11 protein-coding genes are annotated in these 14579 nt (G+C 37.7%); 7 read left to right on the top strand and 4 right to left on the bottom strand.

What is annotated here, in order from left to right; genetic code table 11:
* The first annotated feature begins 115 nt into the window (after positions 1-115).
* Positions 116-1147 carry an SPFH domain-containing protein gene (locus JOD18_RS10670; protein ID WP_204669077.1) on the top strand — a complete coding sequence of 344 codons (1032 nt, stop codon included), beginning with the start codon at positions 116-118 and terminating at the stop codon, positions 1145-1147.
* A 421-nt stretch (positions 1148-1568) separates the two neighbouring features.
* Here JOD18_RS10670 and rarD read toward each other — a convergent pair whose 3' ends face one another.
* The 4 genes from rarD to JOD18_RS10650 all read right to left on the bottom strand — a co-directional run bounded on the left by rarD (position 1569) and on the right by JOD18_RS10650 (position 4916).
* Complete coding sequence (gene rarD, locus JOD18_RS10665; protein WP_204669018.1) at positions 1569-2498, bottom strand: EamA family transporter RarD; 930 nt, start codon at positions 2496-2498, stop codon at positions 1569-1571.
* Positions 2499-2656: 158 nt separating this feature from the next.
* On the bottom strand, positions 2657-3535 hold the full coding sequence (locus JOD18_RS10660) for an ROK family protein (RefSeq protein ID WP_204669017.1): 879 nt from the start codon (positions 3533-3535) through the stop codon (positions 2657-2659).
* 11 nt (positions 3536-3546) lie between these two features.
* Positions 3547-4224, bottom strand: a complete 678-nt coding sequence (locus JOD18_RS10655; protein ID WP_204669016.1) for a FadR/GntR family transcriptional regulator — start codon at positions 4222-4224, stop codon at positions 3547-3549.
* Positions 4221-4916 (bottom strand): FadR/GntR family transcriptional regulator, encoded by a 696-nt coding sequence (locus tag JOD18_RS10650; RefSeq protein WP_204669015.1) that lies wholly within the window; start codon positions 4914-4916, stop codon positions 4221-4223. The genes JOD18_RS10655 and JOD18_RS10650 overlap by 4 nt, the downstream gene beginning before the upstream one ends.
* Before the next feature lie 264 nt (positions 4917-5180).
* On the opposite strand from JOD18_RS10650, the gene JOD18_RS10645 reads away from it, so the two are divergent.
* From JOD18_RS10645 to JOD18_RS10620, 6 genes are all read left to right on the top strand, one after another.
* Entirely contained in the window at positions 5181-6050 is an 870-nt protein-coding gene (locus JOD18_RS10645; protein WP_204669014.1) for an N-acetylneuraminate lyase, read from the top strand.
* Positions 6051-6486: 436 nt separating this feature from the next.
* Entirely contained in the window at positions 6487-8043 is a 1557-nt protein-coding gene (locus JOD18_RS10640) for a response regulator (protein WP_204669013.1), read from the top strand.
* A gap of 5 nt (positions 8044-8048) precedes the next feature.
* Complete coding sequence (locus JOD18_RS10635) at positions 8049-10808, top strand: sensor histidine kinase (protein WP_204669012.1); 2760 nt, start codon at positions 8049-8051, stop codon at positions 10806-10808.
* Between the two features lie 140 nt (positions 10809-10948).
* A complete protein-coding gene (locus JOD18_RS24260; protein WP_338029522.1) occupies positions 10949-11893 on the top strand; it encodes an ABC transporter permease in 945 nt (314 codons plus the stop codon).
* A 15-nt stretch (positions 11894-11908) separates the two neighbouring features.
* Positions 11909-12796 (top strand): carbohydrate ABC transporter permease, encoded by an 888-nt coding sequence (locus JOD18_RS10625; RefSeq protein WP_239588058.1) that lies wholly within the window; start codon positions 11909-11911, stop codon positions 12794-12796.
* A gap of 18 nt (positions 12797-12814) precedes the next feature.
* Complete coding sequence (locus JOD18_RS10620; RefSeq protein ID WP_204669010.1) at positions 12815-14497, top strand: type 2 periplasmic-binding domain-containing protein; 1683 nt, start codon at positions 12815-12817, stop codon at positions 14495-14497.
* The last annotated feature ends 82 nt before the right edge of the window (positions 14498-14579 follow it).

The raw sequence follows: 14579 nt of genomic DNA, 5'->3' as shown, positions 1-14579 counted from the left end.
TACTAGTATCGGTGTTGCAACACGATGTTGTGAACTTAACCGATGACGATCCTTTTTATCGGACTTTTTGAACACGTACTTTAATCAAATCTTACACGAAAGGATGACATAAATGATGAATTTTTTCCGCGGACAGTTAGCCAATGTAGTAGAGTGGGAACAATTTCGCGATGATATGATTTTTTGGAAATGGAATAACCGTGAGATCAAGAAGGGCAGTAAGTTAATTATCGGTCCTGGCCAGGATGCAATCTTTTATAATCAAGGACGAGTGGAAGGGGTTTTCACCGAATCAGGTGAATATGAAATTGAATCTGAGATTATCCCGTTTCTATCGACGCTAAAAGGATTTAAGTTTGGTTTTAACAGTGGTATGCGAGTCGAGGTGCTCTTCGTCAATACCAAAGAATTTACGGTTAAATGGGGAACTAAGAATGCTATTAATATTCCCACCCCGCAGCTTCCGGGCGGTATGCCGATACGTGCCAATGGTACCTTCCAGTTTAAAGTGAAGGACTATGTGGGGTTGATTGAAAATATTGCAGGGATGAAGGACAGTTATTTAGTAGAAGATGTCCGTTTACGTATCACAGCTATTCTTGATCAGTTATTAATGAAATGGATCAGTAAGGAAGGCAAGGATATGTTTAACCTGCAGGCAAATTCGTTTGAAATTGGTAATGGAATCAAAGAAGACTTGGATATGCAGGTCAATAAAGATGGCTTGGAGATCTGTGGATTTAATATTATGAGCTTTAACTATCCAAAGGAAATCCAAGATATGATTACAAAATCTGCTTCTCATGGCATGATTGGCGATATGAATCGCTATAAAGAAGTATCAATGACCGATGCGATTGCTTCTGGTAAGTCGTCAGGCGGTAATGCTGCAACGGATATGGCTGGGATGATGATGGGGATGAATATGGCTCAGGAAATGATGAAGGGCATGAATCAAAACCAATCAGGAAATCAGCCAAACAATCAACAGAACACCCAGCAAAATAACCAGCAGGCCAATCAGCAACAGAACAATAATCAGCAAAATAATCAACAGGCCGGTTCGATCCCTAACTTCTGCCCACAGTGTGGCAGCAAGACCGAGGGAATGAACTTTTGTGGTAATTGCGGTCATAAGTTAGTTTAAAAGGATGTTCAAAAAGTCCGATAAAAATGACACGGCGAATTTCTGCGTTGGCAGTAGTAGAACTTTTACTAAGATCACCTACATCATGTGGGTAACGCAGAAGTCAACACATCCTGTGCAAATCCGCTACTCACGTATTAAAAGCATATGTTCCGTTCCTTGGAAAAGAAAACCACTTTTCCTGCGTGCAAGACCATCTCCTTGAAAAAGAAGGTCGCTTTTTCTGCGTGCAAGATCGTTTGCTCAAAGGCTGCGCCGCCTTGAACTTTCGACGCACACGACGTGCTAGTATCGGTGTTTCAACACGATGTTGCGAACTTAACCGATGACAGTCCTTTTCACCGAACTTTTTGAACACGCACTTTAAACCAAAACACCTCCTGTCTCCTATTAGACAAGAGGTGTTTCTTTGGGTGCTCTCTCACTGATTATTCTCAGAAATAGCTTTCTGGTTTTTGATCTGCGGTTTTTTCCAATAGATACTAGCCATATAGATCATCAATGCAATCCAAATAAAAGAAAAAGTAATCATATGATGGATAGTAAAGGGCTCATTATATAAGAAAACTCCAAGGAAAAACATAATGGTTGGTGATACATATTGCAGGAAACCGACCATTGCTAAAGGAATTCTTTTGGCACCACTGGCAAACAATAACAGCGGAATAGCGGTTGCCACTCCACCGCCAATTAATAACAGGCTGTCCATTGACAGAAAGGAAGAAAAGGAGACAGATCCCTTTGATGAAGCCAGTATAAGAAATAATAAAGCAAAAGGAGTAACCACCAGTGTTTCAATGGTCAGCCCGTACATTGCATTGAGATCTATCGTTTTCTTAATCAGTCCATACAGGGCAAAGGAAGCAGCAAGCAGTAATGATATCCATGGGAATACGCCATAGCTTAAGGTTAAATAAACGACACCTATGCCGGCTAAAATAAAAGAAAGTACTTGTCCTTTGGTTGTCTTCTCTTTGAGGACGAAAACAGCCAGCAAAATACTAAATAAAGGATTGATATAATAACCCAGGCTTGCTTGTAAAACATGTCCATGCTGTACCGAAAAAATAAATAAAAACCAGTTGATACTAATAACGACCGAGGCAGTAATAACAGCAACTGTCTTTTTTCGATCTTTTTGAAGCGTATGTAATGTTTGCAGAAGATCGCGCCAATGGCCGGTAATTAGTACCAGGAAGACGGTAAAGACAAAACTCCAAATAATCCGGTGAGCGAGTACTTCACTAGCGGGAAGATGATCTAACAGCTTCCAGTAGATAGGGAGCACTCCCCATAATAAATAGGCACTGAAGGTAATCAAGATACCTTGTTTTAATGTATTATTATTCATCTTACATTCCAGCTTTCTTGTTTAACGTAGACTAAATCTAATGGTAATCCTTTCATAGAAAGAAAGCAATACCCTTTTTGAAGCTGGATAAATCCTCCTCTGTCTAGTCTTTCAGGTATCTGAATAGACTGTCTCCTTAAATTGAAGGCCATTGGAGATTATACACCTTCCTGTTTAATAAAAGGGAAGATCGCTCCATAGAGAGCAGCATCATTATATAATTCTGCCAATTTTAACTCCGTTTTTAGAAAATCAGGCGGGAGAAATAATTGCAATTGCTGTTTGAGTATAGTTAATAAATAGTCTCCCTGCTGAGAGATTCCGCCGCCAATAATAAACAGAGATGGATCTTTAATTAAGATAATTTGTGCTATCCCACGTGCCACCTCTTTAGCCCAAGATTGAATCATACAGTGACACACTTGATCGCCTCTTTTTGCTTCTGCAAAAACTTGCTCCGCAGTGTAATTTTCTCCTAAACTTGTGGTTATCAAGCGGTTTAATGCAGAAGTCGACGCCCTATCTTCGTAGTTCATCTGCGTCTCAGGATCAAAAAGCATATACCCTACGGCATTCCCTTGCAGATGATATCCGTCCGTCAGCTGTTGATGGTAATAAGCACCGCCTATGCCTGTTCCTAATGTAATACAAAACACATGCAGTTTATTTCTTGCAGCGCCTTTCCATATTTCGCCTAACAATGCGGCATTGACATCATTCTCCACACAAACAGGCAGATGGAATTTATTTTCAAGATATGCTTTGATGGGTGTACCTGTATAGTTAGGAATAGTCGGACCAGCATAGATAATCACACCTGAATCTCTATCTACAATCCCGGCTGTACTAATTCCAATGCCTGAAAAATCCTGATATCTGGCTAGCTGTCCTTCAATAATGCCTGATACTTGCCGAAGAATAGCATCATCGATATTTGTTTTCGTTTTTACTTTATCTTGGAAGATCATTCGTTCCGTTTCATCCAAAATCCCATATTTGATAAAGGTACCGCCGATATCAACAGACAAATAACGCATGTGATCACCACCTATGATTTTTTCGTTTTATCAATATGAATGGTAAGTTTTCTTTTTGCTTCCTCTATATTTCCCTCTATTAATAGGTCAACAATCTCTTCATGTTCATCATGTAAAGTATGGAATTCCTTCTCTGTCAGTGTAATATGGGCAGCAACACTAAAGAAATAACTCGTAATCATATGGCTGATTTGGATAAATAACTCATTATTAGTAGCTTTCAGCAGCTGGCTGTGAAAGTTCCTGTCTGCTTCTTTACGTTCTGTTTCTGTTGTTGCATGTCTGCTGGTTTGTACTTGTTGTTTTAAGGTAAGTAATGCGTCTTCTTGTTTTTGCCGATAAATTTCATCGATCGCACTAGTCTCAAAAATAGCCCGCAGGCTTTGAATATCGCTTATATTACCACCGTTTATCTGCCATAAAAAGAAAAAGTTATCTAATAAATTTTCGATATTTGTTTTATTCAAAAATGCGCCTTGTCCTTGTCTGACACGAATGACACCGGTGTTTTCCAGGTAACTTAAGGCTTCTCGAATCACGGAACGGCTGACACCGAATATTTCCATAAACTTTCTTTCAGCAGGTAATTTATCGCCGGCTTTTAAATTATGTTCGATTATATATTGTTTTATTTCTTGAATAATGGTGGTTTTTAAAGATTTTCTTTCTTCAATATCAATTGGCTTCATGATTTGTTCCCTTCCATTTCGTGAATATACTGAAACACTGGCTTAAAATGTTGAGTCATTACCATTTGAGCAGTTTGTAAATTTTTCTGTTGAAGTGCTTGAATGATCTTTTGATGTTCCTGATAAGACATTAATAAGTTTTCTTTGTTCTGTGTGACATCCATTTTAACCAGTGAAAAATAGTCTTGAATAACATCTGCAAAATGATAGAAAGTCTGATTCTGTGTTTCTTTAATCAGTTGTTGATGAAAAAGCTGATCGTGTGCTTTGGTGTCTGTATGCTCTTGAATAGCTTGATAGTAGGCGTGATTTATTTCCGTCAGATAATGAACATCCACTTTAAGCTCTTTTTCGATAATGAGTCTCAAGGCTCCTAATTCAATCACTTTTCGTATTTCCAATAATTCTCTTATTTTTACACCATATGCCTCAAAATGGTGCTTCAATATAGTCTTAATCGAATCGAAGTTACCGCTGCCTACAAAGGTACCATCACCGGGTTTCACTTTTAAAATCCCGATAGACTCAAGTGATCTTAAAGCTTCCCTGATCACTGTTCTGCTAACCTGCAGCTGGTTCACTAATTCTTTTTCAGATAAAAATTTATCATTTTCTTTTAAATTATTTTCAAGGATATGAGATTTTATTCTATCCATAGTTATTTCGACTAATGATGCCCGTTGAATTGCCATATGAACACCTCTTTTTATTTCGGTACAATCGTCCGTAAATTCCCGCTTCCAGAGATGGCAAAGAAGTTGAGAAGGGAATAACGGACGGCTGATACTCCGGTAAGTCTCGCTTTATTAATCATATCATGTGATGGTTATCAGCGGTCAAAACAAAACTTGACTTTTTGCTGTCCTGCTTATATTATAAGTTTAATTAAAATTGGTCTGACCATATTATATGTTATCTAGGAAAAATTTCAACTATTTATACAAGGAGGAATTTTGATGAAAGGGATTTTCTCAGCTTTACTCACTCCTTTTGATGAAGAAGGAAAGGTGAAGGAACAAGGCTTACGACAGTTTGTACGTCAGAATATCGAGGATCAGCAAGTAGATGGTTTGTATGTTAATGGAAGTTCAGGAGAAAACTTTATGTTGTCACTCGAACAAAAGAAATTTATTTTTAAGACAGTAAAAGAAGAAGCGAAATCAGATATACCACTGATTGCTCAAGTGGGCTCTATCAATTTAGATGAAGCGATTGAACTTGGTCAATATGCAACTGCGTTAGGATATGACAGTTTATCTGCGGTGACGCCTTTTTACTATCCATTTTCATTCGATGAAATTAAAGATTATTATCAAAGTATTATCGCTGCAACAGGTAATCAGATGATTATTTATGCTATTCCAGCTTTAACAGGGGTAAAGATCTCTGTCAAACAGTTTGATCAGTTATTACAAAATGACAACATTATTGGGATAAAATATACCGATAATGACTTCTTTATGTTAGAACGGCTTAGAAAGCGCTACCCGGATAAATTAATCTACTCGGGATTCGATGAAATGTTGATTCACGGGGTGATTTCAGGTGTTGATGGCGCCATTGGCAGTACATTTAATATAAATGGCAAACGTGCCAGACAAATAGTTGATCTTTGTCATCAGGAAAAGGTAGCAGAAGCATATCAAATACAGCATACGACCAACGATTTAATTGAAAAAGTCCTTGATTTAGGAATCTATCAAACCTTGAAGGAAATTCTTAAACTAAAAGGATTTGACGCTGGCACAACCAAAAAACCAATGCAATCCTTCGATGAAAAACAGATAGATAAAGTGGTGCAATTAATCGAAGAATATAAATTATAAATGGAATGAGCCCGGCCCACTATAAATAATCGTTAGCTTATCATTTTCATTGAGTATAGGCTTTGGCAAAAGCGGTATGAAAAGTAAGCGCTTTAAATTTTTGTCAATGAAGGAAGGTAATTCTGATTTATGTTGTTGAAAGCGAAAGCGGGAATCTTTATGCTTTTCTGGATTTTGTCTATTCAAGAGGATGTTCAAAAAGTCCGATAAAAATGACGCGGTGAATTTCTGCGTTGGCAATAGAGGAACTTCTACTAAAATCACCCACATCGTGTGGGTAACGCAGAAGTCAACACATCCTGTGCAAGTCCGCTGCTCACGTATGAAAAGCATACGCTCTGCTGCTCAAAGACTGCGCCGCCTTGAACTTCTTGGACCTTTTTACCGACTTTTTGAACACGCACTTCTATAATAAAAATTAGAGAGGTGACAGATAATGAAAGCCCTAATAGTAGATGACGAAAAAAATATTAGAGAAAGAATACAATCATTTTCGATCTGGAGAGAACTTAGATTCACGGAGGTGGAAGCAGCTGCCGATGGAGTGGAGGCATTAGAGCGAATAGAAATAGTAAGACCAGATGTCATCATGACAGATATCAAAATGCCTAAAATGGACGGGATCGAATTAATCAAACAAGTAACCAGTAGGTATCCTCAGATTAAAATCATTATTCTAAGTGCCTATGATGACTTTAATTATGCCAAAGCAGCGATTCAATATGGTGTGAAGGGGTACTTGCTAAAACCGCTTATTCGCGAGGAACTTCGGCAAATACTGTCGAAAATGGTTAGCGAGCTGGAGAACGAACAGAAGGGTACAGACGCTTTTTTAAAAGATAATGAGCAAATGTTGTTGGATATTACAAAAGGGGAAAGATTTGATCAATATAAACCAAAGCTGACGGCAAATTATTATCGAGTCATGATATTGAATTTCAGCGAATTTTTTGAGAGAAATCCTTCGTTGATTTTAAGAAAACAAGTGACTGAGCAGATTATCCAATATTTAGAGGGGGAAGATATCCCATTTCTATTCTCTTCGAACGATTTAACGCTGCTAATGGCTGATGTAAAACCAATTTCTAAATATGATATGGAAAAGTTTCTCCAAGCATTTTTAACGGTCATTTCGCATACCGCATTTTATCCAGAGTCCCCTGTTGTAACTGGGATCGGAAATTTAGTCGCCAATTTGGATGAGATTCCGCAATCTTATCATCAAGCTGTATACTCTTATCATTATAAATATTTCGAACCAGCGCAAACCGTTTTTTTCTATCAAGACATTGGTAAAGAAATAACAGTCAGAGAAGAACAGAAGGCTGACATGGAGGAGATTGCCAATATATATGCCGATAAAATGGTTTCCGCTATGATTGACAGAACAGATTGTTCGATCAAGCAGCTTGTCGATGATTTTTTTGCGGATCTGCCATCACATCATAAGCAGCGTGTGACAAGCATTCGGGAGCAGACTTATAAATATGTACTCCTCATTCATATTAAATTAAAAAATGAGGGGTATGTATCCAGTATTTCTGCGGAACACTCCTTATGGCAGCAAATTCATGATACAACTTCATTAGTCAAGCTCCAGCATGTTACATTAGATTATTTGGAACAGTTCAAGTGTTCCATGGAAATGATGGATCAGCAAAATTATAATTATATAGTCAAAAAGGCGATCGAATATGTAAATAAGCATTATCAGGAAAAAATTACGCTCGACGATATTGCAAGTCTTTTGTTTGTCAACAAAACATATTTCAGTAATATGTTTAAACAGCAAACAGGTGAGAATTTTGTCGATTATATCAATCGGATTCGGATCGAGATGTCGCAGGAATTAATACTAAAATCTGAATTGAAAATGAATGAAATCTCAGAAAAGGTAGGTTTTCAAAGCCATTCTTATTTCAACAAAGTGTTTAAAAAAGTGATGGGGCAAAATCCATTACATCTGCGTAAAACGAAACAGAAGTTGGGGTAAGGGATATGGAACCAAACCGCCTGCTTGCTCAATCTAAAAAAATCCCGCTCAAATGGTACTTAATTATGTTATCTGTTCTGTTGACTACTATTTTTACGATTATTCTTGGAACAATATATCATAATAAAATTCAGCAATTTCTTAGCGATAAAAACGAAGAAGCGGTCGAGTTAAAATTGGCCAAAATTGCCATGGAAATAGAAGAAAGTTCCACAAAAGCATTACAAGCAGCAGAGACCATTTCTGCAAGCGATTTCGTAGCAGACAGTCTGCAAAAGATGACAGATGATGATTATTCGGTTATTACACAATATCACTCGCTGCAAGAACTGGAACGATATTTATACCAGCTCAGGGTAGAAAATCACCTGCTAGAAAATATCATCATCCTAACGAACAGCAATCAAGTAAGTTCAGATAAGACCTATTTACCGTTTGCATATAATGGATTGACGTTCAATCAGAGCGAAGCCAATTTTCCAACTAATATGGAATTATTCGAACTAAAAAATGATGTCTATTCTGGGAGATTTTTGCAAGGTGCAAGGGAGTTTAACCATAAGCCGTTTCTAGGTATTACTATTCCACATCCTTCAGGGGGGCCAAACGCAACAGCTCTTTTATTTTTAGATTACGATAATCTGGTCTATCCATCTGCTTACTTGCAGGATTTTTTGCTTTTTAATCAAGAAAAGCAAGTATTATATAATGGTTTAGATTCACAAGCAGAAGCGGAAATAGCTCATTTTTCAGAAAATTTTACAGAAGGCTTTATGGAGGTATGGGATCATTACGAGCTATTCGGTAAACGGATTCCATCCTTTAATTTATATGTATTATATGGTGATTCTTTAGAGGAATATCATCTCCAGCAGCAATTTATCTGGAAGGTTATTTTAGTTATCACGCTATTTATGATCTTGTCGGCGGTATTACTAGCTGAGCGAGTGTCACGAAAGGCATTAGATCCATTGCAGCGACTGGTTCATTTTTTAAGAACCAATCGAGACATGAATCCAGATAGATTCACTTTGACGAAATGGAACAGCAGACTGGGCTTTAAAGAACGATTATTTCTCTATTTTTTTATGACGATATTAGTGCCGCTCTTTCTTTTTATTGGGTTGTACTATTGGCAGTCCTCTCAGCTTGTATTTGCTGAAATCAAAGAAAATAACCAGCTAAAGCACCACAGTAAACTAACAGATGTGCGTATGGAATTTCTGCAATCGACAACCACCTTGGCCAAAATAGTCTTAGACAGCCAGCTGTATAATTATATAGAGAACAAGGAGCTCGAAGCTATTTATGATACTTTTAAGGTGAATAGAAGTTATTTTGTACGAGAGCATGAAAATCTTTATATGTATGATCGCTATAATCAATTACTATATTCTACGGAGACGCATGCAGAACAGGAGCTTTCCTTTGCTTTTCGTGATGAAATGAAACGTAGCCGCAATCAGATTGTTTATCATGTGACAATAGATGAGTTCGGCCATCATGCACTTCAGTTAGGTACAGCTCTTTATAATGTTAACCGTCATATCATTGGGTTTGCTGTGATGGAACTATCAAATGATGATTTAATGGGCCTTTATCAGTATTATGAAGGAGACAATGAAGAGACATTTATCATTGATAAGGAAGGATACATATTATCAGCAGTGGAAACGAACTTAATTGGTCATAAACTGGATCTGTCCACTTGGGAGGAAGAACCGCCTATTACCAATGATCATGATATGTATTATCATTTTGAAAATGGATTAGGTGGAAACCAGAATCAATTAATATCACGTCATCGATACGCAGATACACAATCAGAGATTAATCAGCTTTTTTTAAGTGACAGTTATCTTTTGTTTGGCATTTTAATAGTTGTTGCTGTTTTTTCATATTGGATTCCGAGAAGGGTCGTCAAACAGCTGGATCATGTAAATTCCATATTTGATATGCTGGATATTAAGGGAGCTAGCGGGACTTTTGTGGAAAAAATCAGCGGGATTGATGAGATTGATTTGTTACAAAGGAAATTCCACCAAAATATGAAACAAATGAATGTATTGATAAATGAAACGATAGAAGCGAATAAAGAACTGATGAAAGCTAATTATGAGAAAAAGGAAATTCAAATGAATGCTTTGCAGGCACAAGTAAATCCGCATTTTTTATACAATACACTGGATAATTTGCTTTATTTAATCGAATCAGATCATGATGAACGTGCAGTAGATATGATTAATGCTTTGAGCAGTTTTTTCCGTTATGTTACACATCGGGAAATGATAATTATTTCTGTTAAGGAAGAAATTAACTTTACGAAAGCATACCTGTCTATTATGGAACATCGCTTTGATAATTTTGACTGCAGCTGGGATGTTGAAGCAGGGGTAGAGCAAATTTACACGATAAAACTAATTCTCCAGCCACTGATAGAGAATGCGATAAATCATGCGGTGAGACAAGCAAATAAAAAGATTAACATTCGGGTTAGCTGTTATCAGCAAGCACAGCAATTGATTTTTAAAGTGGAAGACAATGGACAAGGTATTGATCAAGAAAAGTTAGCTAGTATTCAACAATCTCTTAGAGAAACGATCGATAATAAATCTGGTATTTATAACGTGAATGCAAGAGTGCGCAATTATTGCGGTGCTGCTTATGGCGTATCGATTGCAAGCAGCTGGGGAAGCGGTACGATTGTTACAGCAGTACTGCCGCTTTCGATGGACAATATGCATAAAGAACAAGACCTTGTTTAAACTCGAGTGAAGCAAGGTCTTATTCTTTTTGTTTTAACTAAATATAGTTCAATTTTTTATAAAGATAGTACAACAAACAGCTGTCGTAACCTCCTATAATGAAAAATGACAGCGGATTCAAAGGAAGGAGGTTGATGAAAGTGCAAAAGGCAAAAAGTAATGATAATCCCAATCAAACGAAGCATGCCCATTGGAAGAATGTAAAGAAATATACTCCTTTTTATCTAATGCTTATCTTGCCAGTCATTATGCTGGGAGTATTCAGTTATGGGCCTATGTACGGAATTATTATTGCATTTAAAGATTTTTCACCAGGCTTAGGGATGTGGAGGAGCCCATGGAATAACTTTGACCATTTTACGAGAATGTTTAATGACTTTTTATTCTTGCGGGCATTAAGGAATACGATCTGGATCAGTTTGCTAAAAATTATTATTTCCTTCCCGGCACCAATTATTTTTGCCTTATTGTTGAATGAAGTAAGACAAATGACATTTAAGAAGATTACGCAATCTGTTTCCTATTTACCTCACTTTATGTCTTGGGTTATTCTTTCATCAATGATTGTGGAAGTATTCTCTCCTCAGCGGGGAATCATTAATTACTTTATTGGATTATTTGGCGTAGAACCGATTCACTTTTTGGCAAGCAAGGCAGCGTTTGTGCCCATTTTAGTAGGAACAGATATTTGGAAGGAACTAGGTTATGCAGCAATTATCTATTTAGCTACTATGTCTGCTATTGATCCCGGTTTATATGAAGCGGCAGATATGGATGGTGCAAATCGTTTTCACAAGATGATTCATATTACCATTCCATCGATCATGCCAATGATCATTGTATTATTTATTTTAAGATTAGGTGCTATTTTAAATGCCGGATTTGACCAAATTTTGAACCTCTATAATCCAATGGTATATGAAGTTGCCGACATCATCGACACCTATGTATACAGGGCAGGACTCGAGCAATTTCAATTGGATTATGCTACCGCAGTCGGTTTATTCAAAAATATTGTCGGTATCTTATTGATCGTGTTTGCCAATATGCTTATCAGGAGGAAAAGTGAGCATGGCATATGGTAACAGGGAAGGAGAAGAATGATGAAAACAGAAGCCAAAGGAAAAATCACTTTATTTGAGTTTCTAAATATGACTGGAATCTTTTTGTTTTCCATTGCCGTTCTTTATCCTTTCTGGAATACATTTATTCTCTCATTTTCAGACGCTGAGCAAGCCTCCAATTTGGGTATGAATTTATGGCCGGAAAATTGGACCACTATAGCATATGAGTATATTTTTACATTCAGTAATGTAGGTATTGCTTATTTGAATACGATCTGGCGTACGGTAATTGGCACCTTACTTATTTTATTGATTACCATATTAGCTGCTTATCCGTTATCAAGAAGGGATCTTCCCTATCGAAACACGATTACTATTATTTTTCTGATAGCGATGTTTTTCTCAGGCGGGATTATTCCCGATTACTTACTGGTAAGAAATCTTGGTTTGCTGGATAGCAGATGGGCGCTGGTTCTGCCTTCAGCAGTGAATGTGTTCAACATTATTATTATGCGTAATTATTTTATGACATTGGATAAAGGGATTGAAGAATCAGCAATTATGGATGGAGCAAGTTATTTTACGATTTTGCGGAAGATTATTTTGCCGTTATCGAAACCAGTAGTGGTCACCATTGCATTATGGGCTGCCGTTTTTCACTGGAATGAATGGTTTCATGCGATGGTCTATATACAGGACGATACGAAAGAGGTGCTACAAACGCTGGTGCGTGACATGTTAATTAATGTTTCCCCGACTGCGGAAGCGGCACAAGTATCAGGAACAGGACAAAATACAGATTTATTGTTGAGTAATGTGCGGGCAGCAACAGTGATGGTATCAATTGGACCGATTATATTAGTATATCCATTTGCACAAAAGTACTTTATTAAAGGGATCATGATAGGTTCGTTAAAAGGTTAAAGACAAGGAGGAGTTATTATGAAACATTGGTGGAAAAATATGCTTATTGCTCTATTAGCTGCTGTTATAGCTGGCTGTAATGCAGACAGCGGGGCTGAGAGCGAAGTAGATGTGGGAGAGCTTCCGGAGCCAGGGGATTTTTCGGATGAGTTAAGTATTCAATTATCTGGATCATGGACACAAGGGAATATTGAAGATAATAATTGGGTACAGCAGCGGCTGGAAGAAATGTTTAATATCGAGATTGTAAATTCGAAAATGGATACTTGGAATGCCGATGAAGTTTCACTTGCTGTAGCTTCAGGTGATCTGCCGGATACCTTTTCCTTTACAGCTGCTTCATTATCAACACAGGAATTTTATCAAAATGATTTAACTAGAACGATTCCACGGGAAATGATTGAGAAGTATGCGCCTAAATATGCGCAAATGTTAGATGAAACACCGCCAGGCTGGGAAATGAATAAAGCTCCTGATTCCGATGATGAATATTTAGCTTTGACAGGTATTCAATCTCATACAGAAGGGTTATTATGGACTTCCACATTTCGTTTGGACTGGCTGGAGGAATTAGGTATTGATCCTCCGGGAGATATTGAACCAGTAGGAACAGAAGGCGGATTAGAAAGAATTTATTTCACAGACGAAGCCTATACCTTGGATGAGCTAGAGGAAATCTTACGTGCGTTCACATTTGATGATCCAAATGGGAATGGAAAAAATGACACCTATGGTTTACTGCCATATAATGATCAGCTTCATTGGATGAATACAATTATGGGGGCGCATGGTGTAGCACCTGGTTACAATTTGGAAGAAGATGGTGAAATAAAGGCGGCCGAGATTTCCAATCGTTATAAAGAAGCTTTAAAGCGATTGGCAAAATGGTATGATATGGGGTTAATGGACCCTGAGTGGACTACCCTGGATGTAGAGAAGGCATGGGAAAAATATCAGATAGGAAACACAGGCTACTTTACCGCACAGCGTTCATATGTAGCAATGGAAGATTGGACAACCATGCGAGCGCCGCAAAATCTAATTTTGGCAGATGAGGAGGCGAAATTATTAGTTACTGCCCCGGAAATTGGACCGGACGGTGATCAAGGTGTAGGTTCTTGGATGCCAGTTACTACATTAGGGCAATCCTACCATATATCAAAAGATGTAACAGATGAAGAATTAGCTCGTATTCTGCAAATCTTTGATTTTGTTAATCATGATGATGAAGCAAGATGGACGTTATACGGGGAAGTGGGGGAACATTCTGAATGGCAGGGTGAACCGGATGAGTCAGCAATTATTATTAATGACGAGTATCCTGCAGAAGAAGGCGATATGGGCTTTTGGGCGTATAATTTCAGGACATATCCAGGTGAACGCTTAACATGGTTAACTTCTCAATATACGCTGGAGTTAATGGACAAATTCTTTACCCGTGATGATGTGGTCGAAAATATGCTGATTAGACCACATCGTGAAGATTTATTTGAGGAAACACATATTACGGAATTGCAGCAAAGATACAGTGGTCAATTAGACACGATTGTAGAGGAGTTTCGTATGCGTGCGATTGTTGGGGAGATTGATATTGACCAGGAATGGGACAGCTATGTGCAGAACTGGCTAAATAATGGCGGTCAGGAAATTCTTGATGAATTGGAGAAAGCGCCACTTGTTTCTGACTTGCTGAGTGAATAATAAGAACAAAAGCTGACAAACAGAAGAGGCAGGTATATTGTGTCAGCTTTTGTTTTCTCTATTCCCAACAATACAAATAGGT

The sequence above is a fragment of the Gracilibacillus alcaliphilus genome, assembly GCF_016909015.1.
Classification (GTDB): Bacteria; Bacillota; Bacilli; order Bacillales; family Amphibacillaceae; genus Gracilibacillus; species Gracilibacillus alcaliphilus.
Note: the sequence above shows the minus strand (reverse complement) of the source record. Positions and strands in the feature narration are given on the sequence as shown.

What these genes read in the sequence shown, in the direction of transcription:
- JOD18_RS10625 (WP_239588058.1), top strand. Translation starts at nt 11,909, where the DNA reads ATGATGAAAACAGAAGCCAAAGGAAAAATCACTTTATTTGAGTTTCTA.
- JOD18_RS10660 (WP_204669017.1), bottom strand. Translation starts at nt 3,535, where the DNA reads ATGCGTTATTTGTCTGTTGATATCGGCGGTACCTTTATCAAATATGGG.
- JOD18_RS10640 (WP_204669013.1), top strand. Translation starts at nt 6,487, where the DNA reads ATGAAAGCCCTAATAGTAGATGACGAAAAAAATATTAGAGAAAGAATA.
- JOD18_RS10635 (WP_204669012.1), top strand. Translation starts at nt 8,049, where the DNA reads ATGGAACCAAACCGCCTGCTTGCTCAATCTAAAAAAATCCCGCTCAAA.
- JOD18_RS10620 (WP_204669010.1), top strand. Translation starts at nt 12,815, where the DNA reads ATGAAACATTGGTGGAAAAATATGCTTATTGCTCTATTAGCTGCTGTT.
- JOD18_RS10650 (WP_204669015.1), bottom strand. Translation starts at nt 4,916, where the DNA reads ATGGCAATTCAACGGGCATCATTAGTCGAAATAACTATGGATAGAATA.
- JOD18_RS10645 (WP_204669014.1), top strand. Translation starts at nt 5,181, where the DNA reads ATGAAAGGGATTTTCTCAGCTTTACTCACTCCTTTTGATGAAGAAGGA.
- rarD (WP_204669018.1), bottom strand. Translation starts at nt 2,498, where the DNA reads ATGAATAATAATACATTAAAACAAGGTATCTTGATTACCTTCAGTGCC.
- JOD18_RS10670 (WP_204669077.1), top strand. Translation starts at nt 116, where the DNA reads ATGAATTTTTTCCGCGGACAGTTAGCCAATGTAGTAGAGTGGGAACAA.
- JOD18_RS10655 (WP_204669016.1), bottom strand. Translation starts at nt 4,224, where the DNA reads ATGAAGCCAATTGATATTGAAGAAAGAAAATCTTTAAAAACCACCATT.